The sequence below is a fragment of the Pedobacter chinensis genome (assembly GCF_003339865.1).
Lineage (GTDB): Bacteria > Bacteroidota > Bacteroidia > Sphingobacteriales > Sphingobacteriaceae > Pedobacter > Pedobacter chinensis.
Genome location: NZ_QPKV01000008.1, coordinates 44,293 through 62,388 on the forward strand (window position 1 = coordinate 44,293; position 18,096 = coordinate 62,388).

The 18,096-nt window shown below is 37.0% G+C and carries 15 protein-coding genes; 9 read left to right on the forward strand and 6 right to left on the reverse strand.

Features of this window, described 5'->3' with window-relative positions; translation table 11 throughout:
- The first annotated feature begins 161 nt into the window (after window positions 1-161).
- The 4 genes from DU508_RS18015 (at window position 162) to DU508_RS18030 (ending at window position 6,755) form a co-directional block, all read left to right on the forward strand.
- Window positions 162-3,074, forward strand: a complete 2,913-nt coding sequence (locus DU508_RS18015; RefSeq protein WP_115404161.1) for a SusC/RagA family TonB-linked outer membrane protein — start codon at window positions 162-164, stop codon at window positions 3,072-3,074.
- 11 nt (window positions 3,075-3,085) lie between these two features.
- A complete protein-coding gene (locus DU508_RS18020) occupies window positions 3,086-4,510 on the forward strand; it encodes a RagB/SusD family nutrient uptake outer membrane protein (RefSeq protein WP_115404162.1) in 1,425 nt (474 codons plus the stop codon).
- A 190-nt stretch (window positions 4,511-4,700) separates the two neighbouring features.
- Window positions 4,701-6,143, forward strand: a complete 1,443-nt coding sequence (locus DU508_RS18025) for a glycoside hydrolase family 30 protein (protein WP_115404163.1) — start codon at window positions 4,701-4,703, stop codon at window positions 6,141-6,143.
- A 144-nt stretch (window positions 6,144-6,287) separates the two neighbouring features.
- Entirely contained in the window at window positions 6,288-6,755 is a 468-nt protein-coding gene (locus DU508_RS18030) for a hypothetical protein (protein WP_115404164.1), read from the forward strand.
- A gap of 13 nt (window positions 6,756-6,768) precedes the next feature.
- On the opposite strand, the gene DU508_RS18035 is transcribed toward DU508_RS18030, so the two are convergent.
- Window positions 6,769-7,455 (reverse strand): RluA family pseudouridine synthase, encoded by a 687-nt coding sequence (locus tag DU508_RS18035; RefSeq protein ID WP_115404165.1) that lies wholly within the window; start codon window positions 7,453-7,455, stop codon window positions 6,769-6,771.
- Between the two features lie 245 nt (window positions 7,456-7,700).
- Window positions 7,701-8,516: a 3-methyl-2-oxobutanoate hydroxymethyltransferase gene (panB, locus tag DU508_RS18040; RefSeq protein ID WP_115404166.1), complete on the reverse strand. Its 816-nt coding sequence runs from the start codon at window positions 8,514-8,516 to the stop codon at window positions 7,701-7,703.
- 343 nt (window positions 8,517-8,859) lie between these two features.
- Between panB and carA the strand changes: the two genes are divergently transcribed.
- The 5 genes from carA (at window position 8,860) to DU508_RS18065 (ending at window position 14,593) form a co-directional block, all read left to right on the forward strand.
- Window positions 8,860-9,972, forward strand: coding sequence for a glutamine-hydrolyzing carbamoyl-phosphate synthase small subunit (carA, locus tag DU508_RS18045; RefSeq protein WP_115404167.1), 1,113 nt, complete (start codon window positions 8,860-8,862; stop codon window positions 9,970-9,972).
- A gap of 827 nt (window positions 9,973-10,799) precedes the next feature.
- Window positions 10,800-11,564 (forward strand): ABC transporter ATP-binding protein, encoded by a 765-nt coding sequence (locus DU508_RS18050; protein WP_115404168.1) that lies wholly within the window; start codon window positions 10,800-10,802, stop codon window positions 11,562-11,564.
- 66 nt (window positions 11,565-11,630) lie between these two features.
- A complete protein-coding gene (locus DU508_RS18055; RefSeq protein ID WP_115404169.1) occupies window positions 11,631-12,785 on the forward strand; it encodes an ABC transporter permease in 1,155 nt (384 codons plus the stop codon).
- A gap of 113 nt (window positions 12,786-12,898) precedes the next feature.
- A complete protein-coding gene (locus tag DU508_RS18060) occupies window positions 12,899-13,855 on the forward strand; it encodes a Fic family protein (RefSeq protein WP_115404170.1) in 957 nt (318 codons plus the stop codon).
- Window positions 13,856-13,909: 54 nt separating this feature from the next.
- On the forward strand, window positions 13,910-14,593 hold the full coding sequence (locus DU508_RS18065) for an XAC2610-related protein (protein ID WP_115404171.1): 684 nt from the start codon (window positions 13,910-13,912) through the stop codon (window positions 14,591-14,593).
- Window positions 14,594-14,605: 12 nt separating this feature from the next.
- Here the strand turns inward: DU508_RS18065 and DU508_RS18070 are convergent, their stop codons facing one another.
- From DU508_RS18070 to kbl, 4 genes are all read right to left on the reverse strand, one after another.
- Window positions 14,606-15,181, reverse strand: coding sequence for a TetR/AcrR family transcriptional regulator (locus DU508_RS18070; RefSeq protein ID WP_115404172.1), 576 nt, complete (start codon window positions 15,179-15,181; stop codon window positions 14,606-14,608).
- Window positions 15,181-15,588: a Rieske (2Fe-2S) protein gene (locus tag DU508_RS18075; protein WP_115404173.1), complete on the reverse strand. Its 408-nt coding sequence runs from the start codon at window positions 15,586-15,588 to the stop codon at window positions 15,181-15,183. The genes DU508_RS18070 and DU508_RS18075 overlap by 1 nt, the downstream gene beginning before the upstream one ends.
- 2 nt (window positions 15,589-15,590) lie before the next feature.
- Complete coding sequence (gene pheS / locus DU508_RS18080) at window positions 15,591-16,631, reverse strand: phenylalanine--tRNA ligase subunit alpha (RefSeq protein ID WP_115404174.1); 1,041 nt, start codon at window positions 16,629-16,631, stop codon at window positions 15,591-15,593.
- A gap of 147 nt (window positions 16,632-16,778) precedes the next feature.
- Complete coding sequence (kbl, locus tag DU508_RS18085; protein WP_115404175.1) at window positions 16,779-17,966, reverse strand: glycine C-acetyltransferase; 1,188 nt, start codon at window positions 17,964-17,966, stop codon at window positions 16,779-16,781.
- Window positions 17,967-18,096: the final 130 nt, after the last annotated feature.

Genomic DNA, 18,096 nt, shown 5'->3' on the forward strand with positions numbered 1-18,096 from the left:
ACTAAAACGATGATTTACCGAGCGGTATTAAAGCGTATTAAAACAATCACAAACACCTAATTATCAGGTATTTATCAAAAAATTAACACTCAAAAAACTTGTATTTAACATTAAATGAGTGCTAACTTTACCCAATATAAAAATTAACAAGAGCAAAAATTATGAGAAAAAAGTTTACATTGCTTATGGTATGTATTCTATGCGGGATCTCTTTGAGTATGGCGCAGAATATAACCATAAAGGGCCAGGTAAAAGATCAGAAAGGTCTACCGCTGCCTGGAGTTTCTGTAAAAGTAAAAGGAACTAACCAAGGTGCTTCAACTACCGATAATGGTAGCTATACAATTACTGCTCCGCAAAATTCAACCCTGGAGTTTTCATTTATCGGATTTAAATCTGTAGAAGAGGTTGTGAATAATCGCACTACAATTAACATCAGCCTATCTGATGATAACCAGCAGCTCAATGAGGTTGTAGTAATCGGATATGGTACTACTACTAAAAAAGATCTGACAACGGCTGTTGTTTCTGTTTCTTCAAAAGATTTGGAAAACCAACCGATCACCAATCCATTGCAAGCCATTCAAGGCCGTGCTGCTGGTGTACAGGTAACTTCACAATCTGGAAAACCTGGCGCAGGTATTTCGATCAGCATCAGGGGTAACACTTCAATCACTGCATCCAATAGTCCTTTATACGTAATTGACGGAGTAACTTCAAGGGATGCAAGCTTTTTGAATGCGAACGACATTGAGTCGATGACTATTTTAAAAGATGCTTCAGCAGCAGCTATTTATGGTTCCAGTGGTGCCAATGGTGTGGTATTAATTACTACTAAAAAGGGTTCTGCCGGTAAATTGAAAGTTGCATTTAATGCTTTCACGGGTTTCTCTAACTTCTGGCAAACCCAGGAGGTTTTAAATAGCGAGCAATATATTGGTTTGATGAGAGAGTTGGGTTACACTACCTTTGGAGGTAACAACAATACTGATTGGCAAAAAGAAACATTTGGAACAGGAAAGCAAAATCAATATCAGGTTTCTATCTCTGGGGGTGTAAAAGGTGGTCAGTACTATTTCTCAACTGGTTACCAACAAGATCAGGGTGTTGTAGCTCCGGCTAAATTAGATCGTTTAACAGCTAACTTCAACGGATCACAAAACATCACACCGTGGTTAAAATTAACGGGTAATGCTATTTTAACTTCAAGCAACTCTATCGATGTTGGTGACAACAGCAGCGTTTCTCGTGGAGGTGTAATTTTAGGAGCATTAACAACACCTCCTACTATTGGCATTTTTGAGCCAAACGGGCAATATACCACCATACCAAATGCGGGTGGATGGGACAATCCATTGGCTTTGGCTTTCGGTTCGACTAATAAGGCCAGAGAATTCAGATTTATCGGTGCTTTTGGCGCACAACTTAATTTTACTAAAGATTTATATTTAAAATCTACGATTAGTACAAACGCAAGAAATAGATTTTATAACTACTCTACTGATAATTTCCTGACTACCTACGGTCGCCAGGAAAGAGGTGTATATCGTGATAATACCACTAACGATCATGTTTGGTTAAATGAAAACATCTTAAATTACACTAAAAACGTTGGCAAGAATGCTTTTACGGCAACTGGTGGTTATACTTTACAATCATCAGACTGGCAGTACAGAAATAGTGAACTTACCCGTTTTTATGATGTTGCAGGCAATCCGACTATACCATCTGCAGCGTTAACTATTCCTCAGCGTGCACAGTGGAGTAAACAATCATATCTTGCCCGTATAACTTACGCTTACGATAACAAATATTTGTTCAGCTCAAACTTTAGGGCAGATGGTTCATCAAGGTTTGCTAAAGAAAATCGCTTTGGTTATTTTCCTTCGGTTTCTGCTGGTTGGAGAATTTCGGGTGAGAATTTCATGAAAGAAAGCGAAACCATTAACGATTTAAAAATACGTGGTAGCTGGGGTAAAGTGGGTAACGATGAAGGTATTGGAGACTATGCTTACCTGAAATTATACAGCGTAAATGCACAAGGTGAATACAACCTTCAAAATCCTGCTAACAATGCGCTTTCATGGGAAAAAACAACTCAAACCAATGTGGGTTTGGATTTAACTATGTTCAACAGCAGAATTACTTTTACCGCTGATGCTTATTTGAAAAAAACCAACGATTTGCTGATCAATGTTCAGTTGCCTCCATCTTCAGGTTTTGGAAGCCAGGCTTATAATGTTGGCGCTATGGAAAACAAAGGTTTGGAGTTTGTATTATCAACCAAAAATTTCGATCGTGAGAAATTCAAATGGACTACCGACTTAAACTTTTCCCTTAACCGCAATAAAGTTACCGACTTAGGTACCACCACTCAATCTTTAGATTTTGCAGGTATTTATGAGCGCGATGCCGCTGTTAGAATCGTTCCTGGCAAACCATTGGGCAGTTTCTATGGTTATGTATTTACAGGTGTGAATCCTGCAACAGGAGCTGCACAATATGCAGATACGAATGGAAATGGTGTTACAGGTTCTGCAGATCCTTCGGATAGAACTTTTATTGGTTCGGCACAGCCGAAATTCATTTATGGCGTGACCAACAACCTTACTTATGGAAACTGGAACTTGAATATATTTTTCCAGGGTGTTCAGGGAAGCCAATTGTTCAACGCTTCCAGAATTGATTTAGAAGGTATGTTTGATTCTAAAAACCAATCAACAGCCGTATTAGACAGATGGACAACTCCCGGTCAAATCACCAATGTACCTAAAGCACTAAGAAGCAGTTCAGAAAATTCACTAACATCCAGCCGCTTTGTAGAAGATGCATCTTATTTACGTTTAAAAACAGCCACATTATCATACAGTTTTGGGGCATCAGTGCTGGAGAAACTTAGAATGAGTAAAATAACCGTATTTGCAACTGGTTATAATCTATTAACGTTTACCAAATATTCCGGGTTAGATCCAGAGGTTAACGTGAACGCTGCAAATGGCCCTTCAATGGGTGTTGATTATGGTACTTACCCGCAGTCAAGAAGTATATTATTTGGTGTTAATGTTGGATTTTAAGAATTAAGAAAATGAAATTAAAAATATATTCGTTAGTAGCGGCCGCAGCATTAACCATTACATTACAAAGCGGTTGTAAAAAAGATTTCCTTGATAAGCAACCCTTTAATCAGGTTACCGGTGATGTAGCGTTTAACACAGCCGAAGGCGCTGAAAAGTTAATTGCAGGTGCTTACGGTGGAATGTACAATGACTACCACATTTGGGATTATATGGTAAATGGAGATGTTACTGCCGATAATGCATATGCAGGAGGCGATAACCCTGCAAATATTCAAATTGATTTGTTTACCACCAATTCTACCAATGGAAACGTTGGCCGTGATTGGGGCGGGCTTTATTCAAACATCAAGAATGCAAATGAAGTATTGGAAAACGTGCCTAACATTCAGGACCCGGCTTTAGATGCCAATGGCAGAAGAAACCAGATTCTTGGAGAAGCATCTGCTCTTAGGGCTTACTTTTATTTCCATTTAGTGCGTTTATGGGGTGGTGTTCCTTTAATATTAAAATCGCCAACCAGTTTGGAAGAAATGCAAAAAACACGTTCTTCTGTTGATGAGGTTTATGCACAAATCATTAAAGATTTGGAATATGCTTTGCCTAATGTACGCACTACAGCAGCAAATAAAGGCATCATTACCAAAGGCATCGTAAATGCATTATTAGCAAAAGTTTACGCATCCAAACCTAACCCTGATTGGACAAAAGTGCAACAATATGCTGATGCTACCATCGCAGGAGGATACACCTTACTTGGATCGTTTGACCAATTGTTTGATGGTGCTCATAAAAACAACAGTGAATCGATCTGGGAAATGCAGTATGATGGTTGGGGCGGCCCAATGGGACGTGGTAACTGGATGACTGGTGTAATTGTGGGTACAGGCTGGAAACGTTTTTGCACACCTACCAATGATTTAGTTGCTGCTTTTGACGCTGAAGGTGATGTGATTCGTAAGAATTCCAGCATAAGTTTCAGAAACGTGGTTACTGAAGGGTGGTCTGATGATTACTGGTCGAAGTCAAATTATCCTTACATCAACAAATACCGCAATGATGATTTAGCAAACTCATATATCATTCGTTTGGCTGACATTAAACTATTAAAAGCAGAAGCTTTAAATGAATCAAGCGCTTCCGGTTGGTCGGCTGCTGCAACAATTGTAAACGAAATTCGTGGCCGCGTTAATTTAGGGGTTACTCCTGCTGCAGATCAGGCATCAATGCGTTTAGCCATTGAAAAAGAGCGTCGTTTAGAGTTAGCATTCGAAGGTCACCGTTGGTTTGATTTAGTAAGAACAAACAGAGCGATAACTGTAATGAATGCACAAAGAGATGGAAATGGAAACTTATTGAATTATAATGTAACTGCTGCGAAGTTGTTATTTCCAATTCCTCAGGCAGAATTGGATAGAAATCCAAATATCCGCTAGCTCCCTATTGAATCAAAGGCGGCTGAGGTCGCCTTTGATTTACATATCTGGCATATTCTCATGTCAAATCAAAGTGGTTAGGCTTTGATCAATTCGAATTTAATCACACAAATTAAATCTTAAAGGGCGGGACAATTTAAAAAATCCGCTCTTTTTAAAATCTATACCAATTCATAAAACCTAAAAGCTAATGAAATCTATCTACAATATATGCTTTGCCGCAAGCATGCTCTTCGCAGCCTGTGCCTGTAGAAAAAATACAACCACAGCAACCCAACAACCTCCAGTAAGTACTGAACCTGTAAAAACTGAGGTAGATTTTTGGCTTACAAAAGGAGATCAATCACAGTTGTTGAGTAAACAAAATATTGCCTTAAACTTTGCTGAAACAACTAATGCAAATCCAACAATTGAAGTTGATCCAAATACAACATTTCAAGGTATTGATGGTTTTGGTTATACGCTTACAGGTGGTAGTGCAAGCTTAATAAATGCTTTGCCAGCAGCAGAAAAGGATAAATTGCTAAATGAGCTTTTCGCATCTGCGGATGACGCGATTGCCGTTAATTACATTAGAATAAGTATTGGTGCCTCAGATTTAAGTTCACATGCTTTTACTTATAATGATTTAGCCAATGGCGAAACTGATGAAAACTTATCTAAATTTTCGATTGCAAAAGAACAAACAGATCTGATTCCAATTTTGAAAAAAATTGTTGCCATTAATCCAGCAATCAAAATTTTAGGCTCACCATGGACCGCCCCTGCCTGGATGAAAACCAATAAGAGTTTTATCGGCGGAAATTTAAAACCTGAATATTATCAGGTTTACGCTAAATACCTTGTTAAATATATTCAGGCAATGAAAGCAGAAGGAATTACCATTGATGCCATAACTCCTCAAAACGAGCCGTTACATCCTGGTAATAACCCAAGCATGTATATGGACGCCACAGAACAAGCTAATTTCATTAAAACAGCTTTAGGCCCCATTTTTAAAAGCAGTGGAATTGATACAAAAATCATCATCTACGACCACAATGCGGATAAACCTGAGTATCCAATTACAGTGTTAAATGATGCTGAAGCAAAAAAATATATTGATGGCTCTGCATTTCACTTATATGCGGGCCCCATTTCGGCCTTAACACAGGTACATAATGCTCACCCAGATAAAAATATTTATTTTACTGAGCAGTGGGTTGGCGGACCGAGTAATTTTGGAGAAGACTTAAAATGGCATGTTTCAACACTTATTGTTGGTGCAACCCGTAACTGGAGCAGAAATGTTTTGGAGTGGAATTTAGCTGCAGATCCGAATTACAATCCGCATACTGATCAGGGTGGTTGCACGTCATGTCTGGGTGCCATTACAATTGCACCTGCAATTACCAGAAATGTAGCTTATTATGTAATTGGTCATGCATCAAAGTTTGTACAGACAGGTTCGGTACGCATTGCTTCCAACATTACAAACAATCTTCAAAACGTGGCTTTTAAAACCCCAAGTGGCAAAAAGGTATTAATAGTTTGCAATAATAACAACAACGAAACAATCTTCAATATTAAATACAATGGAAAAATAGTTACCACGGCCTTAGATAAAGGCGCAGTGGCAACCTATGTTTGGTAAAAATCCAGTTTAATTGTTTAGTCAGCCTCGCAATAGCGGGGCTTTCTAGTTTCAGAATAAACCAAGGAACAGCACTTTTTAGCGACAATGAGTAAATTCTGGCAGGTACTTTGCAGTGAAACAGCAAATCAACCCTGAAACATCATGAAAAAATTAATCCCAATCTTAACAATTGCAACAGTATTTATGGTTGCCTGTGAATCAAAAACTACAACTACTGCCACAACAGATTCTACCATTAATTCGTCAACAGAAACCCAAACTGGTTCAGCACAATGTTTTCAATATGTTAAAAACAGGGATACTGCTGGTTTAACTTTAAATATTGAAGATGAAAAAGTGACTGGCTCGCTTAGTTATAATTTATTTGAAAAAGATAAAAACAAGGGTGTTATTGCAGGGATAGTTAAAGGTGATACTATTATTGCAGATTATACTTTCCAATCGGAAGGAATAACCTCTATCCGTCAAGTAGCATGGTTAAGGCAAAATGATCAATTAATAGAGGGCTTTGGCGATGTGGAAGAAGTAGATGGTAAAACCAAATTTAAAAATATTGGAAAACTTACTTTTGGTAAATCGACGATTTTTAGCAAAACCAACTGTAAATAAAAAGAGTTTGAATTTACATGTTTTCAAATCTTTCCCAAAAACCATCTACCGGTAATTTGGCAAAGATGCTTACCGGTTCTTTTTTAACGGGATGGAGAAACTGCAATTTCCGGGCATGTAAACAAATGCTCCCTTTTCTGCTTCCACGTGGATAACCATATTTATTATCGCCAACTATTGGGCAGTTCATAGAAGAAAGCTGTACCCTGATTTGATGTGAGCGCCCTGTCAATGGATCTACTTCCAATAAGCAATATCCATCCAGGTTACCAATTAAACGGTATGAAAGTTCGGCTCTCTGACTACCTGCAACTTCATTTTTATAATAAGTAACTACATTTTTCTGTGGGTTTTTAATTAACCAATGAATTAAGGTTGCAGATTGCTTCTCGGGTTTATTTCTAACAACTGCCCAGTAAGTTTTCTTAACCTCGCGGTTTTTAAATGCAGCATTCATCCTTTCCAGTGCCTTGCTGGTTTTAGCAAAAAGAATAACACCGCTAACGGGCCTGTCTAACCGGTGTACAACGCCTAAAAATGCACCATTAGGTTTATTATATTTTTTGGCGATATATTTCTTTACCTGCTCATCCAGGGGTTCATCGCCGGTTTCATCAACCTGAACAATATCACCTGCTCTTTTATTGATTGCGATCAGATGATTATCTTCAAAAAGTATGTCTTTATCGGTAATTGGCATTAATAGTTCATTGGTTTATTAGTACATTAATATACGAGCAATAATCGTTTTGCAACTGAAGTAGAATGCACTGGTTTACTTATTTAAACCCGATTGCAGCGAAAATACTTTTTGTTATTCTATCTATAAACTTAGGATGACATTAACAAAAAGATTGCAGCAAAAAGCGGGACTAACTTTAATTAAAGTGCTGTCATTGCTTTTCATATTACCAGAAGATTGGGATGACAAGCATAATCATGAACTTAATATTGCTCCTTATCATTAGGGAAATCATTACTTTTCACATCACGAATGTAAGATTGCGCTGCATCAAGAATTTCATCATACAAGTTAATATATTGGCGTAAAAAGCGTGGCTTGAAGCCTTTTGTTAAACCGATCATATCATTTACCACCAAAACCTGTCCATCGCAATCTGGCCCTGCACCAATGCCAATGGTTGGAATATGTAAACTTTCAGAAACCTCTTTACCTAAAGCCGCAGGAATTTTTTCTAAAACAATGGCAAAGCAACCGGCAGCCTGTAAGGCCAAAACATCTGTTTTAAGTTTATTCGCTTCTTCTTCCTCTTTTGCACGAACAGTATAGGTTCCAAATTTATAAATGGACTGCGGTGTCAGGCCCAGGTGCCCCATCACCGGGATTCCGGCAGTAATGATTCTTTGAACTGACTCGATAATTTCTTCTCCACCCTCTAACTTCACACCATGAGCTCCAGATTCTTTCATGATCCGGATGGCAGAATTTAGTGCTTCCTTTGAATTACCCTGATAAGAACCGAATGGTAAATCAACCACCACAAATGCTCTTTTAACTGCTCTGATTACCGATGCAGCATGATAGATCATCTGATCTAGGGTAATTGGCAGTGTGGTTTCATGCCCTGCCATTACATTTGAAGCAGAATCGCCAACCAGTAAAACATCCAATCCGGCATCATCTAAAATAGTTGCCATTGAATAATCGTAAGCAGTTAGCATTGATATTTTCTCACCACGTTGTTTCATTTCTTGTAAAATGTGCGTGGTGATTCGTTTTATTTCTTTGTGTACCGACATGGGTTTTGTTTTGTTGCCTCAAAAGTATCGTTTTTTCTTTAAAAAGGCATAAGGTTTAGGGGTTAGAGTTTAGGGGTTAGGACCAAACAACCTTCAACCTTTCATATTTCTCTTTTCATCTTCAATTCAAAGTAAAAGGCATAAGGGTTTAGATTTTGGACAGCCTTACCCCCTAAACCTATTTCACATTTTTCTTTACATTCCCAATCTTAACTCTTATCTTTGTATCCCGAAATGGAAGGGACTTATTCATGTTTTTTTGCACCTAGCAAAAACGGCTTTAATGCCGAAAGCCATCCTTTTTTCAACTCTTTTTTAAATCAAAATCCACATTGTAATTACCATGACTAACTACACCAAGTTACCTGCGATTTTATTACTGGCCGATGGCACAGTTTTTTACGGCAAAGCGGCCGGAAAAATTGGCACCACTACAGGCGAAATTTGTTTTAATACCGGGATGACAGGTTACCAGGAAATTTTCACAGACCCAAGTTATTTCGGGCAAATTATGGTTACAACCAATTCGCACATTGGGAATTATGGTATCCAAAGAGAAGAAATCGAGTCTGATTCGATTAAAATTGCTGGTTTAGTTTGCAAAAATTATAACATTGTTTACAGCCGTAAGCAAGCTACTGAATCTATTCAGGATTATTTCCAAAATGATAATTTGGTTGCAATTTCTGATATCGATACCCGCGCCTTGGTTCGTCACATTAGGGATAAAGGTGCAATGAATGCGATTATTTCTTCTGAAATTACTGATATTGATGAATTAAAGCAAAAACTGGCTGAAGTTCCATCAATGGAAGGTTTAGAGCTTTCATCTAAAGTGAGTACTAAAGAACCTTATTTTTATGGTAATCCTGAAGCAGCTTTAAAAGTTGCGGCTTTAGATCTTGGTATCAAGAAAAATATTTTACGCAGTTTCGAAAACCGTGATATTTACGTTCAGGTTTTTCCTGCAAAAACCACTTTTGCAGAGATGGAGAAATTCAGTCCTGATGGTTACTTTATCTCGAACGGCCCTGGTGATCCATCGGTTATGCCTTATGCTGTAGAAACCATTAAAGAAATTTTAACTGAAGATAAACCATTATTCGGCATTTGCTTAGGCCACCAGTTATTGGCTGAGGCTAATGGCATTGGTACCATGAAAATGTTTAACGGACACCGTGGCTTAAACCATCCGGTAAAAAACATTATCAAAGACCATTGCGAGGTAACCTCTCAAAACCATGGTTTCGGTGTTATTCCTGATGAAGTTAGAAGCTCTGATAAAGTAGAAATTACTCACGTTAACCTAAACGACAAATCAATAGAAGGTATTCGTGTTAAAGGTAAAAAAGCATTCTCAGTACAATATCACCCTGAATCTTCTCCTGGTCCGCATGATTCTCGTTATTTATTTGATGATTTCGTGAATGTGATGAAGGGCGAATTGGTTTGGTAGTATTAAGGTTAAAGGTTAGAAGATTTAGGGTTTAGATAAAAGCCAAAGCATTTAAATCCAAAATTGAAACCATAAATAATCTGCGAATTTGCGGCTAAACTGTATTTGGTAGTATTAAGGTTAGAAGGTTTAGGGTTTAGGGTAAAAACTAAAGCATTTAAATTCAAAATTGAAACCTTAAATAATCTGCGAATTTGCGGCTAAACTGTATTTGGTAGTATTAAGGTTAGAAGGTTTAGGGTAAAAACTAAAGCATTTAAATTCAAAATTGAAACCTTAAATAATCTGCGAATTTGCGGCTAAACTGTATTTCGTAGTATTAAGGTTAGAAGGTTTAGGGTTTAGGGTAAAAACTAAAGCATTTAAATTCAAAATTGAAACCTTAAATAATCTGCGAATTTGCGGCTAAACTGTATTTGGTAGTATTAAGGTTAGAAGGTTTAGGGTTTAGGGTAAAAACTAAAGCATTTAAATTCAAAATTGAAACCTTAAATAATCTGCGAATTTGCGGCTAAACTGTATTTGGTAGTATTAAGGTTAGAAGGTTTAGGGTAAAAACTAAAGCATTTAAATTCAAAATTGAAACCTTAAAAATCTGCGAATCTGCGGCTAAACTGCAGTTAAGGTTTAGGATAAAAGCCAAAGCATTTAAATTCAAAATTGAAACCATAAATAATCTGCGAATCTGCGGCTAAACTTAAGCCCAGGATTCGCAGATTTTGTTTAAACGTATTTTTTACCTTAATAAAACATCGTTTTACCGACATTTTTGCACGAAACTGATAAAATTCATTTTCTATTCATTTAAAGCTCCTTACATTCGCAACATGGAAATAAAAAAGGCCATCATCAGTGTTAAAGATCTGGTAAAAAAATACGATGATTTTGTAGCCGTACAAGGCTTAAGTTTTGAAGTTTATGAAAACGAGATTTTCGGCTTGCTCGGACCAAATGGTGCAGGAAAAACAACAACACTCGAAATCATTGAAACTTTAAGGGATAAAACTTCAGGCGAAATCATAGTGGATGGTTTTTCGGTTGATAAGCAAGCTCAGGATATTAAACAAATCATTGGCGTTCAGCTACAGGCCGCAGGATATTATCCAAACCTGAATCTCATCGAATTAATTGAGCTTTTTGCTGGTTTGTATGGCGCTAACATCAAACCTATGGAAATGCTGGAAAAAGTAAACCTTCAAGATAAAGCCAAAGCAAAATACAAGGCACTTTCTGGCGGGCAAAAACAACGTTTCTCCATTGCAACCACTCTGATCAACCAACCTAAAATTATTTTTCTTGATGAACCTACCACAGGCTTGGATCCCCAAGCGAGGAGAAATCTTTGGGATTTGATTACTGAAATCAGAAATGCAGGCACAACAGTAGTGATTACCACACATTATATGGATGAAGCAGAGCAACTTTGTGATCGTGTTGCCTTTGTAGAACGTGGTCAAATCATTGCACTTGATACACCTGACAACCTAATTGACAATTTAGTAAACAGTGGCTTTGAACGTAAAAAAGAGGTAAAAAAAGCCAATCTGGAAGATGTTTTCATCAACCTTACAGGCAAAGAGTGGAGAGAGTAATATCCCCTATCCTGTAGAGGAACTACAGAAGAGGCGAAAATAACATTTAAACATTAAACAATATATATGAACACTGGAAATTCAGGTTCTTCTTTAGAGACGGAGGGATTAAACGCTGAAACGGAAAAAGCGCCATTCAGGAAGCTAGGCAGTTACAGCAACACAACAGCAACATTGGCATTGGCCAAAGCTAGTTTTCGTTCTATTATGCGAAGCCCATCGGCAGTGGTTTTCACCCTTGCCTTCCCCTTGATATTCATTTTGGTATTTGGCTTTTTAGGTGGCGGCGGAACACGCATTGATGTTGGCGTTACACCAGGTTCAGACATCAGCAATCCTGTAATTACCATGCTCAGTAAAACAGGCATGATCAGGTTGGTAATGGATAAATCAAGAGCTGATTTTGATAAACTGTTGGAAAAAGGAAATATCGATGCCATGATTGATGTACATAGAAAAGTGAATTCGGCGGCTTATTCGGTGAATGTGGTTTATACTTCAGCATCAAGAGATAAAGGCGGAATTTTAAAATCTGTGCTCAATAATGTTTTCTATGATAAAACTTTAAAACCCTCAGTTGCAGAGATTAAAGAGAATACAATTGTAGGGCGTGAATATAAAACCATCGATTTTATTTTACCTGGCCAGCTTGGTTTTTCTTTATTGAGTACTGGTGTTTTTGGTACCGCATTCGTTTTTTTAAGCTTACGCCAAACGTTAGTTATTAAACGTTTCTTTGCTACACCAGTAAAAAGATCAAGCATTGTAATTGGAGAAGGAATTGCCAGAATAGGTTTTGCTTTAATCGGGGCGTTGTTTATCATTTTAATTGGCCATTTCTTTTTCGGCTTCACACTTGTTCATGGCGTTGCCACGGTTATTAATATGTTGCTACTGGCCACCATGGGAATAATTGTTTTTATGGGCTTTGGCTTTATTATCTCAGGCATTGCAAAAAATGAAAGTATGGTGCCTCCTATTTCGAACATTGTAACCCTGCCACAGTTTTTACTATCGGGAACTTTCTTTTCAATTGAAGCTTTTCCAAGTTGGTTACAACCCATTAGCAGAGCATTACCGCTTACCTATTTAAATGATGCCATGCGTAAAGTGGCTTTTGAAGGTTTAGGTTTATGGGATGTTAAATTTCAAATTATGATTCTTTTAATTTGGGGGATAGGTATTTATGCAGTTGCCGTAAAAGTATTTAAATGGGAATAAAATTTGAGAAAATATTTTTTGAGCTGGGATTTTATTCCGGCTTTTTTTATGTTTATATTTTTAATATCGGATGAAATACTTTTTAATCCGAAACGATATTAGTACATTTGGGTATGTGGAATTTTGATTTACAAGATTTGGAAGAACTACATCCTGTTATTGAGCGGTTGTATCAGAAAAAAGCAAAGCTTGATTCTTCAAGACCATTACCTGAAAGCGCACTTCGAAGAATCAAAACAGATTTAAGCCTGGAATGGACTTATAACTCTAACAGCATCGAAGGAAACACATTAAGTTTGCAGGAAACTCAAATGGTTCTCCAGGAAGGAATTACCGTTAAAGGAAAATCATTGAGAGAACATTTTGAAGTTTTTAATCATGAAAAAGCAATAGATTATTTATACACCTTAGTAAAAGAAAGTTACTCGTTACGCAGCATAGATTTATTATCACTCCATGGTTTGGTTTTAAGGAGCATTGAAGATGATTTTGCCGGCAGGTTAAGAAATGGTGGGGTACGTATTGTTGGAGCAAACTTTACGCCGCCCAATGCCAATAAAGTTTCTGATTTTTTAGATGAGTTGATTTCTTTTGTAAACGATAATCCTTTAGGGTTAAATGATATTGTATTAACCACAATTTTCCATCATAAATTTGTTTGGATACACCCATTTTTTGATGGCAATGGCCGTACAGTAAGGTTGGCCATGAATTTATTATTAATGAGAAAAGGATTTCCACCAGCCATTATTTTAAAAACTGATAGAAAAAAATACTATGAATCCTTAAATCAGGCTAACAAAGGGAGTTACCACAAACTTTGCTTATTAATGCTTCAGGCTGTTGAGCGCTCATTAAACATGTATATTAATGCTTTGCCAGGAAATAATTATGGTGATTATGAACCAATATCTTCTATAGTTTCAGAGCCGGATGTTCCCTACGGGCAGGAATATGTTAGTTTATTAGCCAGGCAGGGTAAAATTGATGCTTATAAAGAAGGCAAAGATTGGCTTACTACAAAAGCAGCTGTTAAGGAGTATATTAAAAACAGAAAGAGAATACGTTAACCTTTTTTAACTTTTTACCAGAAGTTATTGGAGTATTTTTGTTAAAAATCTCCAATGAAATATCTTTTAATAGTTATATTTTTAATTTCAGGGTATTCTTCTAATGCTCAATTCAAATTCCTGGCTAATAACAGTTCTAATCAATATAAAGCAAAGATTTTTGTTGCAGATTGTAGTGACGGTTCCTGCGGCGGGAAAGCTACGATTATTCTATATGATCAAATAACCGAAAAAGAAATTCAAACATTTCATTCTGCTGATTTAGATTTTGGATTAACAGAGAAACAAAATGCAAAAATTGGCTGGTTAGAACTTGGAAAGTATCAAAGTCCTTTGATTTTTGGAGATTTTAATTTTGATGGCGCAGAAGATATTGCGATTAGAAACGGAAGTAATGGTTCTTATGCAAGTCCATCTTACGACATATACCTAGCAAAAGGGGATAACTTTTTTTTAAATAAAGAATTAACCAAACTCGCCAGTGAAAATTTAGGGATGTTTGAGGTTAATAAAAACCTGAAACAAATTACCATCAATCATAAAGATGGGTGTTGTTATCATAAATCAATCAATTATGCAATTGGGGCAAAAAATGGTTTAACAGAAGTTTCATCCGTAATTGAAGATTCGAGCATTGGAGATGATGTAACCGTGATCACTCAAAAACTTTCAAATGGTAAAATAAAAAGAACCATTCAAAAGTTTAAAAAGAAAGATTATTACGAACAGCAATTATAGTCTCTTAGATTATTAAAGCGCCGCCTTTACCAAAAACGGGAGTATTTCCTTTTGAAAACTCACAAAGTTTTTGCGCACATCAGAATCACTTACCGATGTAAAAGCAAAAGAAAACACAATACTTTTACTGGCTTTAAGCAAAAAGGCAAGTCCTTCTCTTCTGGCCGGATTGTTCTTAAAATTATCTAACTCCAGATAAGCAGCTAGTAACAATGCCTCCAACTGATCGGAAAGGTGTTTTAAAAACTCTTGCGAGTTTGCATTTTCACGAACAAAATCCCAACCGATAAATTCATTACAGGCAGTGAAAGATAAGCGGCTTGTCTTCATCACTAAAGCCTTCAGGTGTTCTTCTTCTGAAGCGTAACTTACCTTATTATGAAGAATTTCGTGAAGGTTTTGATCCAGATAATCCATCAGAATACTATCTAAAACCTGCTCTTTACTTTCAAAATATTTATATATGGTAGCTTTTGCTATCCTTGCTTTTTTAGCAATTTCATTAACACTTGTTTTGTGGTAACCGTATTTTCTAAAAAGTTCTTTGGCAGCTTTTTTAACTGTATCTTTAATTTTTTCAGCTTCCATTAATTTCTAACGTTTAATGTCGTATTGCCTTGTAAGGAAACACTGTATGTTTTTAAGGTTCTTTCTGCCGGGGCTTTTTGTGGGCTACCATCAAGCAGCAAGAATTTTGCACCCGAACAAGGATCAGTAGCCGTTAATCCGGTATCGTCAGGAACAACCTTACACTTATTATCGGGGTTAACTGTACTGCAACGATCAAAAGCCACAAAGCCCCCAAGTGGAGTTTTTACAATCATTAATCCGGCTATGCCATTATTTGCCACCAAAAGAACATTATTTACGGCTTTCAGGCTAAACTCTGTAAGTGTGACGTTGTAATTTACAGGCACATCAGGAATGTAATTTTCTTGCTTACCACAGCTGGTAAAAAGAATTAAAGCGAATAATATGCTGTATAAATACCTCATTATTAAATTAAGGCTGATTTATATTGCTTCAGGAAACGAACATCATTTTCAGAGAACAAGCGTAAATCTTTAATTTCATATTTCAGGTTGGCAATACGTTCAATTCCCATACCGAATGCAAAACCACTATATTTTTTCGAATCAATACCACAATTTTCCAACACGTTTGGATCTACCATACCACAACCTAAAATTTCTACCCAACCGCTGTATTTACAAAGCGGACATCCGGCGCCTTTACAAATGGTACAGGAAATATCCATCTCTGCTGATGGTTCAGTAAAAGGGAAATATGACGGGCGAAAACGCACTTTTGTACCTTCCCCGTATAGCTCCTGTACGAAATAAAATAAAGTTTGCTTTAAATCTGCGAATGATACATTTTCATCTACATATAAACCTTCTACTTGATGAAAAAAGCAATGTGCTCTGGCAGAGATGGCTTCATTACGATAAACACGACCAGGCATAATCGCTCTGAAAGGTGGCTGTCCCTGCTCCATCATACGAACCTGTACCGATGATGTATGTGTACGCAAAGCGATATCGCCCTTTTCTCCACCTTTTTTAATGAAAAAGGTATCTTGCATGTCTCTTGCCGGATGCTCTTCAGGAAAATTTAAAGCAGAAAAGTTGTGCCAGTCATCTTCAATTTCAGGTCCTTCAGCAACAGTAAAGCCCAATTTGGCAAAAATCTCTACAATTTCTCTGCGAACTAATGCCAATGGATGCCGGGAACCGATTTCAAAGCCTTCTCCCGGAAGGGTTAAATCTAATTCCGCTTTCTCTGTTTTTTGTACTGAATTTTCAGTTGATTCTTTTAAAGTCAAATATTTTGATTCGGCAAGTTGCTTAAATTCGTTTAAAACCTTACCTAATGATTTTTTTTCTTCAACAGATACGGATTTAAATTCGTCAAAAATCTCTTTGATTACGCCTTTACTTCCTAAGTATTTTATGCGGAACTGTTCTAATTCATCTGCTTTTTCAGTTACAAAAGCATTAATCTTTTCAGTGTATTGTGTTATTTTATCCTGTAACATGGCTTCAAATATACGGCAAATAATCTGAAAAAATTAGTGTTAGCGGGTTCAAAAATTCTGTTTACAATATCATTATAAAAGAAAATGAACCCGAAACAACAAAAGCCGCATAGAAGCGGCTTTCGAAAAATTTATAGTATTTGAGTATTAAATTACACCCAGTTCTTTTCCAACTTTAGTAAAAGCAGCAATGGCTTTGTCCAAGTGATGTTGTTCATGCGCAGCAGAAAGTTGAACACGTATTCTTGCTTTTCCCTGAGGAACAACAGGATAGAAAAATCCAATCACATAAATTCCCTCATCGAGCATTTTTGCTGCAAAGGTCTGAGCAATTTTTGCATCATAAAGCATTACCGGAACAATCGGGTGGAAACCTGGTTTGATATCGAAACCGGCTTCAGTCATTTTTTCACGGAAGTATTTCGTGTTGCGCTCTAATTTATCTCTTAATGATGTGGTTTCACTTAACATATCTAACACAGCAATAGAGGCTCCTGCAATTGCCGGTGCCAACGTGTTTGAGAATAAATATGGACGTGAACGCTGGCGCAACATATCAATAATTTCTTTTTTACCTGATGTAAAACCTCCGGAAGCACCGCCTAATGCTTTCCCTAACGTTCCAGTAATGATATCAATACGATCCATTACATTGAAATGTTCATGCGTTCCTCGTCCTGTTTTACCAATAAAGCCAGAACAATGTGATTCATCAATCATGATCAATGCTTCGTACTTATCTGCTAAATCAGCTATCTGATCTAAAGGTGCAACGGAGCCATCCATAGAAAATGCACCATCTGTAACTATGATCCGGTGTCTGCAATCTTTCGCCGCAATTAATTGTTTCTCTAAATCTTCCATGTCTGCGTTTTTATAACGGAAGCGTTGCGCCTTACATAATCTTACCCCATCAATAATTGAAGCATGATTTAATTCATCAGAAATAATGGCATCTTCAGCATTAAACAATGGTTCAAATACTCCACCATTGGCATCAAATGCTGCAGCGTATAAAATGGTGTCTTCAGTACCTAAAAACTGAGAGATTTTCGCCTCAAGTTCTTTGTGCACATCCTGAGTTCCGCAAATGAAACGAACTGAAGACATTCCATAACCATGATCATCGATAGCCTTTTTTGCTGCTTCAATTACTTTCGGATGAGATGAAAGCCCCAAATAATTATTAGCGCAAAAATTTATTACTTCTGCTCCACCGGTAACTTTAATATCTGCTCCCTGAGGAGTAATGATTACACGTTCGCGTTTGAATAACCCGGCGTTTTCGATTTCTTCAAGTTCCTTTTGGAGAACAGGTTTAAGAGTTTTATACATGGTTTTATAAGTATTTTTATTTATTTCCAAAGTTATAAAAAAAACTTCTCACAGCTTTAAAAACCCATATTTCGGACTTATAATTTGAAAACAAACGTTTGATGCACTGCATAAAAAGGTTTTTAGTTTA

What these genes read in the sequence shown, in the direction of transcription:
- DU508_RS18070 (WP_115404172.1), bottom strand. Translation starts at nt 15,181, where the DNA reads ATGGAAGCTGAAAAAATTAAAGATACAGTTAAAAAAGCTGCCAAAGAA.
- DU508_RS18065 (WP_115404171.1), top strand. Translation starts at nt 13,910, where the DNA reads ATGAAATATCTTTTAATAGTTATATTTTTAATTTCAGGGTATTCTTCT.
- DU508_RS18025 (WP_115404163.1), top strand. Translation starts at nt 4,701, where the DNA reads ATGAAATCTATCTACAATATATGCTTTGCCGCAAGCATGCTCTTCGCA.
- panB (WP_115404166.1), bottom strand. Translation starts at nt 8,516, where the DNA reads ATGTCGGTACACAAAGAAATAAAACGAATCACCACGCACATTTTACAA.
- DU508_RS18060 (WP_115404170.1), top strand. Translation starts at nt 12,899, where the DNA reads ATGTGGAATTTTGATTTACAAGATTTGGAAGAACTACATCCTGTTATT.
- DU508_RS18020 (WP_115404162.1), top strand. Translation starts at nt 3,086, where the DNA reads ATGAAATTAAAAATATATTCGTTAGTAGCGGCCGCAGCATTAACCATT.
- kbl (WP_115404175.1), bottom strand. Translation starts at nt 17,966, where the DNA reads ATGTATAAAACTCTTAAACCTGTTCTCCAAAAGGAACTTGAAGAAATC.
- DU508_RS18075 (WP_115404173.1), bottom strand. Translation starts at nt 15,588, where the DNA reads ATGAGGTATTTATACAGCATATTATTCGCTTTAATTCTTTTTACCAGC.
- DU508_RS18015 (WP_115404161.1), top strand. Translation starts at nt 162, where the DNA reads ATGAGAAAAAAGTTTACATTGCTTATGGTATGTATTCTATGCGGGATC.
- DU508_RS18030 (WP_115404164.1), top strand. Translation starts at nt 6,288, where the DNA reads ATGAAAAAATTAATCCCAATCTTAACAATTGCAACAGTATTTATGGTT.
- carA (WP_115404167.1), top strand. Translation starts at nt 8,860, where the DNA reads ATGACTAACTACACCAAGTTACCTGCGATTTTATTACTGGCCGATGGC.
- pheS (WP_115404174.1), bottom strand. Translation starts at nt 16,631, where the DNA reads ATGTTACAGGATAAAATAACACAATACACTGAAAAGATTAATGCTTTT.
- DU508_RS18035 (WP_115404165.1), bottom strand. Translation starts at nt 7,455, where the DNA reads ATGCCAATTACCGATAAAGACATACTTTTTGAAGATAATCATCTGATC.
- DU508_RS18050 (WP_115404168.1), top strand. Translation starts at nt 10,800, where the DNA reads ATGGAAATAAAAAAGGCCATCATCAGTGTTAAAGATCTGGTAAAAAAA.
- DU508_RS18055 (WP_115404169.1), top strand. Translation starts at nt 11,631, where the DNA reads ATGAACACTGGAAATTCAGGTTCTTCTTTAGAGACGGAGGGATTAAAC.